Raw genomic sequence first — 17,803 nt, 5'->3', positions numbered from 1 at the left:
AGATGGAAGTCGGGAAAGAAAAGCGGGTCAGATTTCGACCACTTGGGGAATGCGGCGGGGCAGTTGGCGGGGCGCAGTTACCAGCCGGGCCCGCAGCTGTTGCAGCGGCGCCAGCACCTCGTGGCTGGCCTGCGCCGCCGTGGCCGCAAAAGCCGATAGCACCACCAGCGCCGCAGCGGGTTGCTGCCGGGCCTGCAGCTCGTGGCTGAGCTGCTCGAACTCGAAGGCGCTGGCGTAGTAGCGGGCCGTATCGGTGTGTACCGAGGCGTAATGCAGCACGGCCGCTTCAATGCCCTGCGTGGCTACCAGCCGGCCCATGGTGCGGGCCATCGAGCGTTTGGGCAGGTCTACTGGCTGGCCGTGCAGGGTGCTCTGCATGAGTGCGGCGGTAGCCAGCGTGCCGGGCGCGTCTTCGGTGTTGTTCAGCAAAATCACCACGCGGTCGGCCGTTAAATCGAAGCCGAGGTAAGCGAAGTAGCCATCCTGCCCGCCCGAATGCCAGGCAACGTGCTGCCCAGTGGCCGGCTGGCTTAAAAACCAGCCCATGCCGAAGGCCGCGCGCTGGCCGTTTAGTTGGGTTTCCGGGAAAGAGCCGTTGCGTAGGCGCACCGGGGCAAACAACTCTTTTACCGATGCAGGCGCCAGCAGTTGGCCGCTACGCAGGCCCTGCACCCAGGCATGCAAATCGTTGAGGGTGGAGTAAATGCGTGGGTCAGCGAAGGACACCTCGGCCGGCGCGCCGGTGGGCGCCAGGTACGAGGGCCGCTCGTAGCCCACCATGCCGGGCGTGGGCGCCGTGCCGCGGTCGGCGCGCAGCACCCGGGTGTCGCGCATGTTCAGGGGGCCGAACACGGCTTGCGTGAGGTAGTCGGCGTAGCTCATGCCGGTTACTTTCTCCACTACTTTCTGCAGCAGGGCGTAGTTGGTGGTGGTGTACTGCCATTGGGTACCGGGCGCAAAAGCCGGCGTGCGGTGCAGGTAGTACAGTTCCGCCGCCACGTCGTTGCCCGACTCGCGCACGTCGGCCTCGGGCACCCCGGAGGTGTGGGTGAGCAAGTGGCGCAGCGTTACGCCGGGGTACGGCAGGTTGGGTACGTACTGGCTCAGCGCGTCGTCGAGGCGCAGCTCGCCTTGGTCGCGCAGGCTCAGCACGGCGGCCGCGGTGAAGGTTTGGTTCAGGGCCGAAACATCAAACTGCGCATCGGAGCGCAGCTCCTGGCGGTTAACCACGTTGGCAAAACCGAAAGCCTGTTGGTACACCACCCGGCCCTTTTCGGCTACGAGAGCGGCCCCGCTGAACTGGCCGCGCTGGTGGAGCTGGTTCAGGGCCACATTTAGGGCCGGAACCGCCGTGGGTACTGCGGCTTGCTGCTTGGGAGCAACTGTGCGGCCACAGGCCCCGGCCGCCAGCAGCAAAGCGCCGGCAACCAGGGAGCGAACAGAGAAATGGGGCGTTTTCATAGCGGTAAGAGAGGTCGAGTTGGGTTTGGCAATGCGGGTGCGGCGGGAGGTGCCCGCCATCGGCAACGACTAGTTTACCTGGCTGCCGTCGAAGAAGCGAATGAGGCGCTCCGTTTTCTGAGCCATGTTTTCGTCGTGGGTTACCATCACAATGGTGGTGCCCTCGTGGCGGTGCAGGCTCAGCAAGAGGTCCATGATTTCCTCACCCATTACCGAGTCCAGGTTGCCGGTGGGTTCGTCGGCCAGAATAATTTCGGGCGAGCCGGCCAGGGCGCGGGCAATGGCTACGCGCTGGCGCTGTCCGCCCGAAAGCTGCCCCGGAAAGTGCTTGGTACGGGCGCTCAGTCCTACTTTTTCCAGGGCCGTTAGGGCCAGTTGCCGCCGCTCTTTGCCGCTGGTGCCGGCGCGGTACAGCAAGGGCAGCTCCACGTTATCGAGCACCGAGAGGTCGTTGATGAGGTGGAAGCTCTGGAAGATGAAACCGATTTTGTGGTTGCGCAGGCGGGCCAGCTCTTTATCGGAGTAGCTAGTTACGGCACGGCCGTCAAGCTCCAGCGTGCCGCCGGTGGGCTCGTCGAGCAGGCCCATCAGGCTCAGCAGCGTGGACTTGCCGCAGCCCGAGGGCCCCATCACCGACACGAACTCGCCCTTGTTGATGGTTAGGTTCACCCGGTTCAATGCCACCGTCTCGATGGTGTCCGTCTGGTACACCTTCTCGATATCGATGAGCTTGAGCACGGGGGTGTTTTTGAGCGACGGAGCAAGGGCCGAATCGGTTTGCACGCGGGCGGCGGAGGTCAGCGTTGGTTCCATAGAAGCAGGAGCGTTGAGAGGATGCGGTTAGAAGAAGCTGTTGAAGAAAGCTGCCGGAACCCCTGCTGTCCGTTTTCGTGCGGGATACACCGGGCTCCTATACTAGGTAGCCAAGCCGCATGCCAAAACCATATTTATCTAACTATCAAATATTTATAATTCAAACGCCTTAATAACAGAAGTAAAATATCGTCCAAAAACGGACACCCTGTTCGGTTCCGCAGCCGGTCGTGGACACAGCGCCCACCACCATCCGTAAATCACGGCCAAAACGCAGCGCCCCCGCAAAAGCCCTGATAATTCAGGGCCTTTGCGGGGGCGCGTAACAACCGTACAGATCAGCAGCGTAAATTAATTGCAATGCGCAGGGCCACCCGGCAACCGGCCGTTGTTAAACATATCCAGCCGGCTGGTGAGGGCGCTGGTGGTTGAGGTAGGCACGCTGGGGTAATTGTCGGGGTTCCCCTTCAGGGAGTACCCATTCATAATGGCATCGGCCGCTGCAATGTCAGCCGCAATGGCCGAGCCATTGGCACCGGCGGCAATGTTCAGCTTGGCGGCAATGAGCTGGTGCGCCAGCGAAACCAGGCCGTTGCCCTTCACGGGACTGTTAAATATTTGCTGCAGTTGCGCCGCGGTGTAGCTCACGCTGCCCAGCATCATGGGCGTAGCGCTTGCCGGCCACATGTTGGCGTTGTTGCCCGAGGGCGAAGGGCCGTGGTTTTTCCAGTAGCCCTGGGTGCGGGTGCAGCCCATTCCCATTGGCCGGCAGAAGCTCAGGTTATCGATGCCCACCGAGCCGCCAATGGTTACTTCAATGTACCGAACGCCGGGCGTGTTGCCGAGGCTGAGGACGTTAACCCCGTTCGGGCCGGCATCGGCAAACGAGTAGGTCATGCCTATTTGGGCACCGCCTTTGCTGGCATACAGCCGCACGTAGCCGTACTCCAGCTCGTTGTTGTAAGTGAATTCGTTGTCGATGATGGTGATGGAAGTAGCCGTAATGGGCGTACTGAACTCAAAACCCATGCGGCCGGGGGCCTCGGTTGCATTAAAGTCGTCGTCGTTCGGCTCGTTCACCAGCGGATTACTGGGGTCGGGGTTGGGGTAGCCGGCAAAGTTGTGCAGCACCAGAATATTGCCCAGTGCCTCGGTGTTGGCATACGCGCCGGGGCCACCTCCCGCCCCCACGCCAATGCCACCGTAGGCCACGTTCGGGCTGCCCAAGTCATCGTCCTCGGCCGACGACAACGTGGGGCTGCTGCGGAATACCACGGCCGCGTTGGCGGTGTCCGGGTAATGCGGGTTGTAGCTGCTTACGGCGGCCGTCAGGCCCCCGTCGCTGGTGGCGCTGGTTAAACGCGTGCCGGGCACTATGTTGTTAAAGCGAATTACATCGGGAGTGCAGTTTACCACCTCGGCACTACGCGCGGCCGTGGGCGCGTCGGGGTTGATGTCGTTCTTCTGACAGCTTGCACCCCAGAGGATGCCGGTGGCCAAGGCCATGAAAGCAAGTTTGCGCATGGTTGTAAGGGTTTAGGGTAAGAAAGGGCAACGGGTTTCAAGCCAGCTTCCGCAATGGCGAAGCCGGGTTTCGGGGAGCAGGATGACGGTGGACTGGCGGCAGTAACAGGTGAGTAAATATAACCCTAACAACAATAAATATTGTGTTTTATATAAAAAAGTTAGCCATTCATTGAAAGGCTTTGCCTAACCTAAGTAAAGAACGGTCAGCTCGCGCAAGCAAAAGCCCCGTTTCCGGCCTGGAAACGGGGCTTTTGCTTGCGCGAGCTGCAGGCGACAGGTAGGCCTTTTAAGGCATGATACCGGTGGCCAGTTAGTTCAGGCGGAAGTTCTTCAGGCTTTTGGGCACCAGCGGATGCCGATCCAGCAGCAAGGCCTGCTGAATGGCAAGGGTTAGGAGTACCACCAAGGCAATTTGCACGTTGCTCAGCAGCGTGGCGTTGCCCTCAATGGCAGCCGACCCATCGGATAGCTCTTGGCCCACTTGCAGCTGAATCTGGCTTAGCCGCGCCAGCTCGCCGTGAATGGCGTCAAATTCGCGGTTCAGCTTTTGGGCATCGGCGGGCGTAACGGCGGCGGAAGCCGACAACAGCTGCTTTTCTACCTCGTTGTACTGGCGCAGGTTGGCTTTGAATTCGCCGAACACCCGGTTTTCCTCGGCTACCAGGTAGGTGCTTTCGTAACGGCTGATCAACGAATCGATTTGCACGTTGCGGCCCGCAATCTGGATGTAGGTGTGCTGCCGCAGCTGCGCCTGGGGTTGCGCCAGGTACTGCTCTAGCAGCTGCCGCTTGGCGTACATCAGGTCGTTCAGCTGAAACAGGCCGGTAGCCGGGTGCAGCCGGTCCTTGTAAAGCGACGTCACCGACGTGTTCATGTCGTGCATGAGGCGCTTCTCTACCATGCTGGTTCCCAGCACAATTAGCATAACCACAAGAAAAATAATGGCGGGCTTTGCTTTATGATGAATGCGATGCAGCAGGTTCATAGAGGTCAGACGTTCAGTACAATCTATAATTTAAGGAAAATAACTGAATCCCGCCGTTTTGGCGGGATTCAGTGGGGTAAATCGTCTTGGTAATGACCGCAACGGTCTGGTTAACTGCCCAGCACCGCTCCGCTGAGGTTCCAGGGTGTTACTGTGCGGCCAGCAGGGGCTGCTGCCGTTCGTAATCGTAGAGAGTGAGGCTGCGCAGTTGGTAGTACGCTACCCAGCAGGCCCGCAATGCCGCGATGTATGCCCGCTTGGCGCGGTCTTTATCCTGCTGCGCAATGTTGAGGTCGGTGAGGCTGAGGCGGCCCACTTGGTAAGTAGCGCGGGTAATGTCGTAACGGCGCTGGGCCAGTGAGTCGGCGCGGGCGGCTAAGGCCCGCTGCTGGTTCAGCCCGCTGAGTTGCGCGGCCTGCGCCAGAACCGATTGCTCGAAGGTCATTTGCTCCTGCTCCACGGTGTGTTTCACCTGTTGGCGGGTTAGTTCGGCGGTTTTCACGGTGGCGCGCGTCTTGCCCCAGTCCACCAGCGGCATGGTAAAGCCGAGGCGCACCTGCTGCTGGTTGTTGGGGTTTTGGTAGCTGTTGGGCAGGTTGTCGGCACTACTGGTAAGCCCGAAGGAGGCCGTGAGGTCGGCTTGCAGGCCGGTGGTGCCTTTGGCCTGGGCCACGCCGCGTTCGGCTTCCAGCAAGCGGCGCTGGTAGCTCAGCGGCTCGCGGCGGTACTGGCGCGCGTGGGCCAGGGCTTCGTCGGGGTTAATGGTGAGCGACGACGCGGCCGCGGGCACGGCCAACGGACGAGCCACATCCACCGTGAGGCCGGTGTAGCCTTTCAGCTGCAAGGCGGCGGTTTGGGCATCTACGCTGGCCTGCACTTCGGCCTGCTGGGCGTTCAGCAGGTTTTGCTCGAGCAGCAGCAGGTCGTTTTCGGAAATGCGGCCTAGCTTGTTTTTCTCGCGGCCCATGCGCAGCATGTCCTGGCTTACTTCGCGGTTTTGGCGAGCTACATCGGCGTTTACTTGCTGCAGCAGCACATCGAAGTACAGCTCGGTTACGCGGCGCGCAATGGTTTCGCGCTCCTCCACAAACTGCCGCTGCGACTCCTCGAACCGCAAGGGCTCGATGCGCTTGGCCCAGGCCAGCGTGTTAAATCGCCCGATGGGCTGCACCAGGCCCAGGGAAATCGGGTTGCTGTTGTACAAGCGTTGCCCGGCGCCCTCAAAGTTGTCGAAGCGCTGCAGGTAGGAGCCCACCGTAACCGTGCCGCCCGTGGGCCCAATGTTCTGGCTGACGGTAGTGCCCAGGTACGAGTTGTTGATGCGCACGTAGCGGAAGGCGGTGCTGCCGTCTTGCTGCGTTACGGGCGTAATGGTGCGGCTGTAGTTGGGCAGTGTGCCTTCCAGCGCCAGCTGCGGCTTGTAATCGGCGCGAAACGAGCGGTACTGCCACAAGCTGGTTTCGCGGTTGGTTTGCGCCTGCTTGGCTACCGACGATTGCGCCAGCGTCAGCTCGATAACCTGCGGCAGGGTTAGCTCTGCGGCGCTGCCCGCTGGGGTTTGCGCCGCAGCCCTAAGCGTGGTAATCAGCAGCAGCAATACCGCGCCCAGCGTCAGCAGAAAAGCCAACAACAGCGAGTACAGTAAGTAGGAAAGGCGTTTCATGGCTCAGAAAGGCGGGGGCGGAAAGGGTTAGCGCGTAATCTTCAGCTCGGTGGCCTGCTCGTGGTTCTTCATGTCGGTCAGCACGATTTCCTCGCCCGGCTTCAGTCCCTGCAGCACCTGCACATAATCGAAGTTGGAACTGCCGAAACGCACCGTGCGGCGCGTGGCTTTGCCGTCGGCCACCACAAACACCAGCTGCTCGTGGCCGCCCTTGTAGAAGGGGCCGTTTTTCACCCGCGTTACGCCGCGGTGGGCGCGCGTCACCACAAACACATCGGCCCGCAGGTTGGGGCGTAGCGCGGCGTGGTTGTTCTCGTTCAGGGCCACGTAAAACGTCACCACGCCTTTGTCCACGGCGGGGCTAATGGTGCTAACGCGGCCGCGCAAATCGGTGCCATTCAGGCGCACCACCACGTCGTCGCCAACGTGCAGGGAATCGGCGTAGGTATCGGCAATGGTGCCGCGCACCCGAAACGCGCTTAAGTCGGCAATGCGGGCAATGACTTGTCCTTGATTTACCGTGGAGCCAATGTCCTCATTCACCCAGGTAAGCACGCCGGCCTGGTCGGCGCTGATGTTGGCCTGGCGCAGCTTGCCGGCCAACTCAGCAATGTTGCGCTCCTGAATCTGCATGGTGTAGCTAAGCTCCCGCTCGTCGGCCACGTTGGCCTGCCGCTGGTTGCGAATCTGGTCGTGGAGGCGCTGCAGTTCCAACTGGGCAATCTTGAGCGTCAGCTCGGCCTGCCGCACGCTTTCCTGGGTGCCGCTGCCAATTTTCAGCAGGTACTGCTCGTCGCGCAGGGCCGACTGCAGGCTGCGCACTTTCTCCTGCTGCACCTTTTCCTGCGACTGAAGGTCGTTCAGGCTGCGCTCCAGCGTGAGCTGCAATTGCGTGGATTTGTTGCGGTTTTGCAGCTGCTCGTCCTGCAGCTTGGCCAGGGAGCTGCTGGTCAGCTCGCGGTCCAGCTCCAGAATGGCCTGCCCCGGCTGCACCTTAGCTCCCACCGCCAGGTTCACCCGCCGAATGGTACTTTGAATGGGGCTGGTAATAACCGCCTCGCGGGCCGGAATAACCAGTCCCGTGGCGGTAAGAGAAGCTTCCACGTCGCCGGTTTCCACGGAGGCGGTCAGTAGTTCGTCGGCGCTAATGCTGGGGCGCAACACTCCCCGGAAGGCCCACAGCCCGGCCGCAACGGCCAGCAACGCGGCCACAGCAATCAGCCAGCGTTGGCGACGGCGCTTGGCCACAATGGCGGGGGATATAGCTCTGTCCATTTTCGTTCAGCTTGGGTACTTGTGCTAGGTGAAGTAGCCAAGACCAATGCCAAATGCACAATTCGCTTTATATCAAATAATTATCCGCGAACACATGCGCATCCCACGAGCAAAACCTGTCCATTTCTGGACACAGTGTTCGGTTGTATCTTGGCTTTTCAAACTGTTTTTGTAACAACAGAACCAGGGCTCGGAACAGCTTCAACGAACCACTCAATCGTTTTTCAAAACAAACCGCATATTTAGCATAATACTAAATATATTAGCACATATGAAAACCCACACCCTTCTTATTCAGGACGAAACGGCCACGGGCTCGGTGCTGCACCGGCTGGCCCTCGAAATCAGTCAGGAAACACTCACCGTGCGGGAGTTGATTGCCCAGCGGGTGCACCAGGAAGTAGCTGCTTACAACCAACGTTGCGAGGAGCATTACTTCGGCCTGGTGCAGCCTACCGATTCGGAGCGGACGCTAAACGGCTACCGCATGCGGCAGCGCAAACCTATTGACTTCGAAAAGCAGCTGTACCAGGCGCTGCAGGCGTTTCAGCAAAACGGCTACTTCATTCTGGTAAACGACCGGCAGGTGGAAACCCTAGACGAGCAAATATGGCTGGGCGAAGGCGCCACGGCCAGCTTTGTGAAGCTCACGCCGCTGGTTGGTGGCTAATATTGCTGGCTCAGCAACCGCTAAAACTTACCATTCCCGCTTACTCATTGTGCATCCTTTATGGAGAATACCGCAACTCCCATAACCTACCCTATTTTGAATGGTAGCTCTCCGGAGGCTGTTGAAATGCAGCCCATCCTGCAGGAAATCCTAACCCAAAGCGCACTTTACGATACCCAGTATTACGAACTCAAGCTGGCTGGTATTTCCACCTACCAAGCCATCGGGAATCCAACCCCAGCTTTCAAAGGACGTCTGGCTCTGGCCACGGCAGAAGCCATTCAGGCTAGTTGGGCACCCAATCAGCATACGCCGTACACGACGCGGGCTGTACTTGAAGCCCTGCTGCAACAACTGTTGCGCTCGGCCCTGGAATTAACGCCGGACCAGTTTACTCGTCTGTTCCACCTGTATGGCTTCGACTTCGAGAAGAAAGCAGGTGGCCTTGGCGGAGCATTTACGCGGGCCCCGATACTACTGAGCTTGGCCCAGGCAGAAAAATTCAAGAAGAAACACGGACTCAATGAGGAGCTGATGAACTACTTCACGCAGCTGTTAGAAGCCGCTAAAAAGTTTGATGCAGGCTACGGCACCACCACCATAGCCAAAATTCGCGCGAAGCTGGAAGGCATGCTGGAAGTAAAGGAAGCAGGTGCCCTACCTACCGTGCGCTTTCCCACTGGCGATGCATTGGGCCGAGAACTGAATGCTTTTGCAACTGCGCTTCCGGCCGGCACTGATGCCACTTTGCCGTGGCTGCAACTGCTGCAACTCTGGCAAAAGGCCAGCGGCGCCCAGCCCACCGCGAAGTTTAACAAGGAAGCAACGGCAGCAGTAAAAAACATCGGAGTCGAGCAGGTACAAGAGCAAGCTCAGCAGTGGCTCACGCTGCTAGTGGAACTCACAGTAGAAGTAAAGCACCGAAGCCACGAATACGGCAACGGCACCACGTACGATTACACTGAATACCACTTTCTGCACGAGCCAAGCTTGAACGCAGCCAAGGGCATGGTCTGGACGGTAGCGCCGCTAGCCGACAGCGGAATGCACCAGGCGTTGGCTGACTTGGCGGCCAAGTGTCACCAGAAAATTCCCGGCCAAGGTCCGCTTGCCGCCGGGCTTGGCAACGCTTGCCTGCTGGCCCTGTCGCAGGGCGGCTTGCCGGGCGTGGCCCACTTGTCGCGGCTGCGGCTGAAGGTGCGCCAAACCAATACGCAGGAGCTGATCGGCCGCTACATCGAGAAGGTTTCGCAGGAGTTGGGCGTAACGCCCGCCGAAATCGAGGACATGGCCGTGCCCGCCGGTGACCTCACCGACGGCCGTGCCGAATACCACTACGGCGACTACCGCGCCACCCTGCAGCTCCGCACTGGTAAAGCCGAGTTGCAGTGGCAGAAAGCCGGCAAAGACCTCAAAGCCGCGCCGGCCGCGCTCAAACAAAGCCACGCGGCCGAACTGAAAGAGCTCAAGTTCCAACAAACGCAGGCTCAGCAAACCTTCACCACCCAGCGCGACCGGCTCGACCGCAGTTTCGTGGAGGAGCGGCGCATGCCGTTTGCGTGGTTCCGGCAGTATTACCTGGAGCACGGGCTGATGAGCCAGTTGGTTAAACCGCTGATCTGGCGTTTTCATTACCCCGATGGCTCTTACCACGATGCCCTTTGGCTCGACGCGGCCTGGCGCGATGCCCACAGCCAGCCCATTCCCGGCCCCACCGACGACGCGCAAGTTCAGCTCTGGCATCCGGTGCTGGTTTCCACCGAGGCCGTGCTGGCGTGGCGCGAACTATTGGAACAGCACCAGCTGCGGCAGCCGCTGAAACAGGCCTACCGCGAAGTGTACCTGCTGACGCCGCCCGAGGAGCGCACCGGCACTTACAGCAACCGCATGGCGGCGCACATTCTCAAGCAGCACCAGTTCAACTCGCTGGCCAAGCTGCGCGGCTGGAAATACAGTTTGCTTGGGGCTTACGACAAAGGCTACGAGTCCGAATCGGCCAAGCTAAAGCTGCCGCGCCTGGGCTACCAGGCCGAGTTTTGGGTAAACGAGGTGAATGCCGACAACGCCTGGAACGACACCGGCATCTGGAACTACGTCAGCACCGACCAGGTCCGCTTCACCCGCACCACCGACTTCGACCCGATTCCCCTGCGCGAGGTGCCGCCGCTGGTGTTTAGTGAGGTGATGCGCGACGTGGACCTGTTTGTGGGCGTGGCCTCGGTTGGCAACGACCCGGCGTGGCAGGACAACGGCGGCCTACCCGCCTTCCGCGACTATTGGCACTCCTACTCTTTCGGCGAGCTGTCGGAAGTAGCCAAAACGCGCAAGGCGGTGCTGGAACGGCTGGTGCCGCGCCTGAAAATTGGCAAAGTGAGCGAGGTGCAGGACAAGTTTCTGGTGGTGCGCGGCAAGCTACGCAGCTACAAGATTCACCTCGGCAGCGGCAACATCCTGATGTCGCCGAACGACCAGTACCTGTGCATCGTGCCCGACAACAGCAAGCGCAACAACGCTCATGATGTGTTCCTGCCCTTCGAAGGCGACGCGGTGCTGTCCATCATCATCAGCAAAGCCCTGCTGCTAGCCGACGACGATAAGATAACCGACACGACCATTACCAGCCAGATTGGGCGCGGACGCTAGTTACGCCAATGCCTCATGAACGCATTTACAGGAAATGGACAGGAAATTATTGCCGGCTGGCGCCTTTACATGGACGAGGTTTCGAACGGGGTGTACCGCGTAAAAGTCGTGGACGCAGCCGGGTGGAAAGCCGAAACCACCGGTACCAATCCCCAGAGCTTATCGATTGGTGCGTACAATCCGCCCTGAATATCGACCAACAGATTAAAGCACGCTAAACCTCACACGAACGCGCCCCGCTTGCTCGGTAGCAGGCGGGGCGCGTTCAGGTTGGCGGGCGTTTCCGTTTGTTTACTTCCGCGTGCCGGCGTCTGCAATGCGCGTAGGCGTATCCTGGCCGCTCACAATGCTCTGCGAGCTGCGGGCAATGGCCTCGATAACGGCCGTCATGTTCTTCAAGTCCAGGCTTTCCACTTCGTCGTCCACGGAGTGGTAGAGCTTGTCAGTGGGAATGGGTGCGGTGCTGATGCTGTGCGCGGGCACGCCCAGGCGGGCTAGCGTGGCGTTGTCGGAGCGGTAGAACAGCTGCTGCTCGGGGTACGGGTCGGGCTCAAACTTGAACATGGTACCGGCCAGGTTGCGCTGCAGAATAGGTCCGAAATCCGATTTGTCGAAGCCCGTAATGAACGCCGCGTTCGGGCCGAACTTCGAGATTTTGCCAATCATTTCGATGTTGAACATGGCCGTGACTTTGGCCGGGTCCAGCTGCTTGGAGAAGTACTGGGAACCGAAGCCGCCGATTTCCTCGGCCGTAAAGGCCACGAACACCAGCGTGCGGGCGTTTTTCTTCTGCTTTTTAAAGTGCTCGGCCAGGGCTACCACGGCCGTGGTGCCGGAAGCATCATCGTCGGCGCCGTTGGCAATGGAGTCGCCGGCGGTGGGCGCCATAATGCCGATGTGGTCGTAGTGAGCCGAGAAAACGACCTGCTCGGCGGCGCGGTCTTTGTCGCGGCCGGGCAGCACGCCCACCACGTTGCGTATTTCTATTTGCTTAATGCTGGTGGCGGCCGTCAGCTCGTAGGTAGCGGCATCCGTAGGCGTGCTTGGCGCCAGCACTACGGCCACTGCATTGGCGGTAGGCCGCTCAGGATGGTACTGACTGCCGTGCCCAAAGCGGTGCGCTAGTGACTTGAAACGCTGAGCATGGGCCGGATCGAGCAAAATCAGGACGTTTTCCTTGCTGTACAGCAGCGGGCCTACTTCCTTCCGGAAATCAGCCTGCGGACCAATGGCCACTATGCGGGCGGCACCGGCTTGCCCGCTAACCCAGTTGGTTTGCTCTTGCCCGGAAATGACCACCACGTTTTCGGCAGCCACGGGCGTGCCGTTTAGGGTGGCGCGTACGCTGCTGTTTTTTACTTCGAAAACCGGAAACGTCTGCTCGAACGACGTCAAACCGGTCATCGGCTGCAGCCCAATGCGCTTAAACTCGCCGGCCAGAAAAGCGGCAGCCTCGTTGGCGCCCGTATTCAAGGCCCGGCCGCGCATCTTGTCGTCGGCCAGGGTCTTCTCTACGCGCTCCACCGTGGCGGCAGAAATCTTGACTTTAGCAGGCTTGCCCGCCTTTTGTTGCCCGTGGGCCAGTTGCGCTGCTCCCAGCAAAGCCAGGCCGAAAAAGAGTCCTTTCATACCGCAAAGTAGCTTTGCCACGCACTTGCGCTGCACGGGGCCTTGTCTCTTCCGCGTATCAATCTGATCTGCAAGCGGTTCAATTACTGAAGCTGCCGCCGGGGCTCCGCGTCCGTAAGTGCTTTACTTTGCCGCACCAACTGCGCCCTTCTGCCATGCCCGACGCCACGCCTTCCAGCCTCTACCGCCCTTCCCTTAGCCTGCTCACCGACCTCTACCAGCTCACCATGGCCTACGGCTACTGGCGCAAGGGCATGCAGGACCGCGAGGCCGTGTTTCACCTGTACTTCCGCAAGCCGCCCTTTGCCGGCGGGTACGCCGTGTGCGCCGGCTTGGCCTACGCCGTGGATTGGCTGGAAAACCTGCGCTTTACCGATGAAGACCTGACGTATTTGCGCAGTTTGCACGGCCAGAAAGGCGGCCGCCTCTTCGAGGAAGGCTTTTTGGACTACCTGCGCGACCTGCGCTTCTCCTGCGACGTGGACGCCATTCCCGAGGGCACCGTGGTGTTTGCCAACGAGCCGCTGATTCGCGTGCGGGGTCCGTTGCTGCAGGCCCAGCTGGTGGAAACGGCGCTGCTCACGCTGGTAAACTTTCAGACGCTAATAGCCACCAAAGCGGCCCGCATCCGCGAAGCCGTGGGCCCCGACGACCAAATTCTGGAGTTCGGCCTGCGCCGCGCCCAGGGTTTCGACGGCGGCCTTTCCGCCACCCGCGCCGCGTATCTGGGTGGTGCCGATGGCACCTCGAACGTACTGGCCGGGCAGCAATTTGGCATTCCGGTGCGCGGCACCCACGCGCACAGCTGGGTTATGGCGTTTGAGGGCGAGGAAGAAGCCTTTGAAGCCTACGCCGATGCGTTTCCTGACGACTCGGTGTTCCTCGTGGATACCTACGACACGCTGGAAGGTGTGCGTAATGCCATAAAAGTGGCCCGGCACCTGCGCGCCAGCGGCCACGAGCTGGGCGGCATCCGCCTCGACTCCGGCGACCTTACCTACCTCAGCCGCGAAGCCCGCCGCCTGCTCGACGATGCTGGTTTTCCCGCGGTACGCATCGTGGCCAGCAACGACCTCGAAGAGCAGCTCGTAACCGCCCTCAAGCTCGAAGGCGCCCGCATCGATACCTGGGGCATCGGCACCAAGCTGGTAACGGCCTACGACCAACCGGCCCTAGGCGGCGTGTACAAGCTGGCCGCCCTGCAACGCGCCGACGGCAGCGGCTGGGATTACACCGTGAAAATCTCGGAGCAGCTGGCCAAAACCAGCATCCCCGGCGTGCTACAAGTGCGCCGCTTTTTCAACGAAGAAGGCAAACCCGTGGCCGACATGCTCTACAACACCGCCGAGCCCCTGCCCGAGCAGCTGACCATTGTGGACCCGCTGGACCCCACGCGCCGCCGGCCGGTGAAATCGGCGCAGTACCGCGAGCTGCTGGAGCCGGTGTTCCGGCAAGGTCAGCGCGTACTGGACCTGCCCACGCTGGAAGAGAGTCGGCAGAAAGCCCGGCAGGAAGTCACTTCGCTCGACCCCGGCACCCGGCGTTTCCTGAACCCGCACACCTACCCCGTGGGCCTGGAAAAGAGCCTGCACGATTTCCGCACGCAGCTGATTCTGGACAAACGGCCACAACGGCCGGCGTAAGTAGAAACGGGGCAAAAGCTTAACCCAACTTAATTATGCCAAGCCAGAAGATTCGTCTTATGCTTGTTCTGAGCGCACTGCTAATCACGGCTACCAACTGCCAGCAAAGATTGAATGCGACCGAGCCTGCTCATTCGACTAAATGGCTTCTTGGCTCTACCAGAGACACCAATGCGGTACTGGTGCAGGGCACAATGCTTCGCAACCATACAGAGCTTATGCGAGGAGTCCAAGCTGTATTTAGCCGAGTGCTGCCTGATAAAACTTTGGAGCGAATCGGCGACAAATCTATGCCCAGAAAGGGGGGTTATCAGGTTCGGTTAGCCGCCAATCAAACCTATCTGGTATACCTCATTTGCAAGAAAGAGCAGATGAGGTTGTCGGCGGAGGAAATATTCGTTTCTCGAAAGCATCTAGACTCCTCTTGGACAAAAAACTTTCACCTGCCGTATTATGACACGATTATGACGGGGTCGTGTTTTACAGAAGGCCACACAAAGTCTTCCTTTCGGCTACTAAAAAATCCAAAGCCAAAGCGCCGCTGACTATGCAGTCAGCGGCGCTTTGGCTTTTGCTCAGGCTGCGTTTAAATATCGTAACGCAACTCGCCCGCACCCACTCTCAGCGTAATAGTCGGCTCGGCGATGATGCGGCCGGCCACCTGCGCGTCATACCCTTTGGCGGTCAGTTCAGCAGCTACGGCTTCGGCTTTATCGGCGTCCGTTACCAGCAGCATGCCGTTGCCCATGTTCCAGTACAGGTAAGCATCGGTGGGGCTGATGCCGCCCAACTCAGCCAGCTGCGCCATGGCGGGCAGCGGCTCAAAGAGGTTGTCCAGCTCGGCGCCCACGCCGTTTTTCAGCACGCGCTTGAAGTTATCGGCCACGCCGCCGCCGGTGATGTGCGCGGCGGCGTGCAGGGGCAGGCCCGCATCGAGCACCGCGGTTACGCCGGGCGCGAAAATGAGCGAGGGCGCCAGCATCACGTCGCCCCAGGTCGGGCCCATCACGTCGGCATCGGCGCCGGTGTAGGGCGCGATGTGCCAGTTCTCCCCGAAGGCTTTGGTGAGTACGCGGCGGGCCAGGGAGTAGCCGTTCGAACGGAAAGAGGGCGAGCGAAGCGCCACCACGGCTTGCCCGGCGCGCACGTTAGCTCCGCTCAAAGGGCGCTCCAGGCTGGGGTGCAGCACGCCCACGGCGGTAGAGCACCAGTTGAAGTTCATGCGGGCGCCGGGGTAGCCGCCAATGCGGTTGCCCAGCTCGGCAATTTCGCCGCCGGTCACGGCAATCTGGCTGAACTGCGCCGCATCGTGCAGGCCGCGCATGAGCTCGTCCACCACCTCGTAGTTCAGCGTGTTCACGTCGATGATGTTCGACAGGTTCGTGGGGATGAAACCAGCAACTATTAAGTCGTCGGCTACCATGGCAATGAGGTCGTAGCCCAGCGTGTCGTAGCGGTCCACGCGTTCAGCCACTTCTATTTTGGTACCGATGCCGTCGGAGCCGATGCCGAGGCGTTCGTTGCCAAAGCGCACTTCGTTGGAGAAGCCGCCTTCCAAGTCCTGCGCCGGCTCGCCGGGCTTACCGGCGCGGGTGGCGAAGGTTTTCTTGGCCCAGTTGTAGGCGCAGCGCGAGGCGGCGTTGCCTTCTTCAATGGAGTAGCCGGCGGTTTCTTTGAGGTTGGAAGCGGCGGTAGTCTGGCTCATGCGGGAGTAGTGAACGAAACTCCCCTCCTCAGATGAGGAAGGGACGCCACCGCTTTAGCGGGGGCTGGGGTGGTTGACAATCGTTGCTGATGTTGTTTGGCTTGGGCGACGGCGGATGATTGAAGTTACTATATCCAGCGGCGCGGACGCTGGTCAACCACCCCCGCTTTGCCTGCGGCAAAGCATCCCCTCCTCGTCTGAGGAGGGGAGCTTGACGTTCTTAATGCTCCGTGGGTGCCGGGGCTTTGGCGCTGACCGACGTTTCCGTGGGCCGGTCCTCTTTCTTTTCCCGGTGGCTGGTGCGTTCTTCCTGAATGTGGCGCAGGTACTTGGTTACGTCGCCGGTGGGGTACTGGCCCGAGAAGCAGGCGAAGCAGCTGCCGCCGTGGCCTTTGTCGGCGGCGAAAAGCTCCTGCAAATCGGCCAAATCCTGGTAGATGACGCGGTCAGCTTCGATGTAGCGGCAGATTTCTTCTTCGGTGTAGTTGGCCGCAATCAGCTCGGTGCTCATGGCCATATCAATGCCGTAGATGCAGGGCGAAATAATGGGCGGCGCGCTGCTGATAAAGTACACCTCCTTGGCCCCGGCTTCGCGCAAAATGCGCACGATGCGCCGCGAAGTGGTGCCGCGCACAATGCTGTCGTCGACCACGGCCACTTTTTTGCCCTCTACAAACTCCCGAATGGGGTTCAGCTTCTTCTTCACCACATCTTCGCGCCCGGCCTGGCTGCTCACGATGAACGAGCGGCCCATGTGGTTGTTCTTCACCAAAGCGCGGCGGTACGGCACGCCAATGGCTTCGGCCAGCCCAGAGGCAGCAAAGTAGCCGGAGCTGGGCACGTCAATCACCATATCCGGCTCGATGCCCGACTCGATGACTTTGCGGGCAAGCATTTTGCCCAGGCGCACCCGCTCGCGGGCTACCAGGCGGCCGTGAATCACGGAGTCTTCGCGGGCGAAGTAAATCTGCTCGAACACGCAGAACGCTTTGGGTTTGGCGTAGGCGTTCTTGAAGTGCACGTTGAAATCCTTGTCGATGAACACCGCCTGCCCGGGGCCGATGTCCTGCACGAACTCAAAATCGAGATAGTCGAAGCAGGTGCTTTCGGAGGTGAAGGCGAAAACCGGTCCGTCGGGCGTGTCGCGGCGGCCCATGACGAGCGGACGGATGCCGTTGGGGTCGTTGAAGGCCAGCAGGCCGTGCCCGGCAATGACGGTGATGGTAGCGTAGGCACCTTTCACCAGCTCCTGGGTCGTCTCCACCGCATCGAAAATATCCACCACCGACAACGCATCGAGATTTTTCAGGCGCAGCTCCGAGGCGAAGGTGTACATGATCAGCTCCAGGTCGTTGCTGGTCTTGGGCAGCACGTGGTACTTCTCGTGCAGGCGCTTGGCGGCCTGGCGGAAGTTAATGACGTTGCCGTTGTGCACCATGGACAACCCGAAGGGGTAGCTGGTGGTGAAGGGCTGGGCCAGCTCGGCGTCGTTCGAGCCCTGCGTGGTGTAGCGCACGTGCCCGATGCCGATGTTGCCCTTCAGCTTCTTCAGATGCTTGGGCTTAAACACATCGTTGATGAGCCCGTTGCCCTTGTGCAGGTGAAAATTATCGTCGAAGGTGGCAATACCGGCGGCGTCCTGCCCGCGGTGCTGCAGGGCCGTGAGGCCGATTACGATGTCGCCAACGACGTCATCTGGGCCAAAAAAACCAACGATTCCGCACATATCAAGTTGTCAGTTGCCAGTTGTCGGTTATCAGGCCGACGGGAGCTGGGGTACTAGGGAAGG

13 protein-coding genes are annotated in these 17,803 nt (G+C 60.3%); 4 read left to right on the top strand and 9 right to left on the bottom strand.

Features of this window, described 5'->3' with window-relative positions:
• Nucleotides 1–27: 27 nt before the first annotated feature.
• From ABD903_RS21995 to ABD903_RS21970, 6 genes are all read right to left on the bottom strand, one after another.
• Nucleotides 28–1,461: a serine hydrolase domain-containing protein gene (locus ABD903_RS21995; protein WP_345227818.1), complete on the bottom strand. Its 1,434-nt coding sequence runs from the start codon at nucleotides 1,459–1,461 to the stop codon at nucleotides 28–30.
• A 69-nt stretch (nucleotides 1,462–1,530) separates the two neighbouring features.
• Nucleotides 1,531–2,274: an ABC transporter ATP-binding protein gene (locus ABD903_RS21990; protein WP_425555554.1), complete on the bottom strand. Its 744-nt coding sequence runs from the start codon at nucleotides 2,272–2,274 to the stop codon at nucleotides 1,531–1,533.
• A gap of 351 nt (nucleotides 2,275–2,625) precedes the next feature.
• A complete protein-coding gene (locus ABD903_RS21985) occupies nucleotides 2,626–3,798 on the bottom strand; it encodes a hypothetical protein (protein WP_345227816.1) in 1,173 nt (390 codons plus the stop codon).
• A 313-nt stretch (nucleotides 3,799–4,111) separates the two neighbouring features.
• Nucleotides 4,112–4,786: an MCP four helix bundle domain-containing protein gene (locus tag ABD903_RS21980; RefSeq protein WP_345227814.1), complete on the bottom strand. Its 675-nt coding sequence runs from the start codon at nucleotides 4,784–4,786 to the stop codon at nucleotides 4,112–4,114.
• A gap of 148 nt (nucleotides 4,787–4,934) precedes the next feature.
• Entirely contained in the window at nucleotides 4,935–6,449 is a 1,515-nt protein-coding gene (locus ABD903_RS21975) for a TolC family protein (protein ID WP_345227813.1), read from the bottom strand.
• Between the two features lie 27 nt (nucleotides 6,450–6,476).
• A complete protein-coding gene (locus tag ABD903_RS21970) occupies nucleotides 6,477–7,724 on the bottom strand; it encodes an efflux RND transporter periplasmic adaptor subunit (RefSeq protein WP_345227812.1) in 1,248 nt (415 codons plus the stop codon).
• Between the two features lie 271 nt (nucleotides 7,725–7,995).
• On the opposite strand from ABD903_RS21970, the gene ABD903_RS21965 reads away from it, so the two are divergent.
• From ABD903_RS21965 to ABD903_RS21955, 3 genes are all read left to right on the top strand, one after another.
• Nucleotides 7,996–8,394: a hypothetical protein gene (locus ABD903_RS21965; RefSeq protein ID WP_345227810.1), complete on the top strand. Its 399-nt coding sequence runs from the start codon at nucleotides 7,996–7,998 to the stop codon at nucleotides 8,392–8,394.
• 126 nt (nucleotides 8,395–8,520) lie between these two features.
• Entirely contained in the window at nucleotides 8,521–11,037 is a 2,517-nt protein-coding gene (locus ABD903_RS21960; RefSeq protein ID WP_345227809.1) for a DUF4132 domain-containing protein, read from the top strand.
• Between the two features lie 15 nt (nucleotides 11,038–11,052).
• Nucleotides 11,053–11,226 (top strand): hypothetical protein, encoded by a 174-nt coding sequence (locus tag ABD903_RS21955; RefSeq protein WP_345227807.1) that lies wholly within the window; start codon nucleotides 11,053–11,055, stop codon nucleotides 11,224–11,226.
• 102 nt (nucleotides 11,227–11,328) lie between these two features.
• On the opposite strand, the gene ABD903_RS21950 is transcribed toward ABD903_RS21955, so the two are convergent.
• On the bottom strand, nucleotides 11,329–12,666 hold the full coding sequence (locus ABD903_RS21950; RefSeq protein ID WP_345227806.1) for a M20/M25/M40 family metallo-hydrolase: 1,338 nt from the start codon (nucleotides 12,664–12,666) through the stop codon (nucleotides 11,329–11,331).
• A gap of 155 nt (nucleotides 12,667–12,821) precedes the next feature.
• On the opposite strand from ABD903_RS21950, the gene ABD903_RS21945 reads away from it, so the two are divergent.
• Nucleotides 12,822–14,309 (top strand): nicotinate phosphoribosyltransferase, encoded by a 1,488-nt coding sequence (locus ABD903_RS21945; protein ID WP_345227805.1) that lies wholly within the window; start codon nucleotides 12,822–12,824, stop codon nucleotides 14,307–14,309.
• 586 nt (nucleotides 14,310–14,895) lie between these two features.
• On the opposite strand, the gene ABD903_RS21940 is transcribed toward ABD903_RS21945, so the two are convergent.
• Both ABD903_RS21940 and purF read right to left on the bottom strand, forming a co-directional pair.
• Nucleotides 14,896–16,014 (bottom strand): AIR synthase-related protein, encoded by a 1,119-nt coding sequence (locus ABD903_RS21940; RefSeq protein ID WP_345227804.1) that lies wholly within the window; start codon nucleotides 16,012–16,014, stop codon nucleotides 14,896–14,898.
• A 220-nt stretch (nucleotides 16,015–16,234) separates the two neighbouring features.
• A complete protein-coding gene (purF, locus tag ABD903_RS21935; protein WP_345227803.1) occupies nucleotides 16,235–17,740 on the bottom strand; it encodes an amidophosphoribosyltransferase in 1,506 nt (501 codons plus the stop codon).
• Nucleotides 17,741–17,803: the final 63 nt, after the last annotated feature.

The sequence above is a fragment of the Hymenobacter koreensis genome, from assembly GCF_039541855.1.
Classification (GTDB): domain Bacteria; phylum Bacteroidota; class Bacteroidia; order Cytophagales; family Hymenobacteraceae; genus Solirubrum; species Solirubrum koreensis.
Note: the sequence above shows the minus strand (reverse complement) of the source record. Positions and strands in the feature narration are given on the sequence as shown.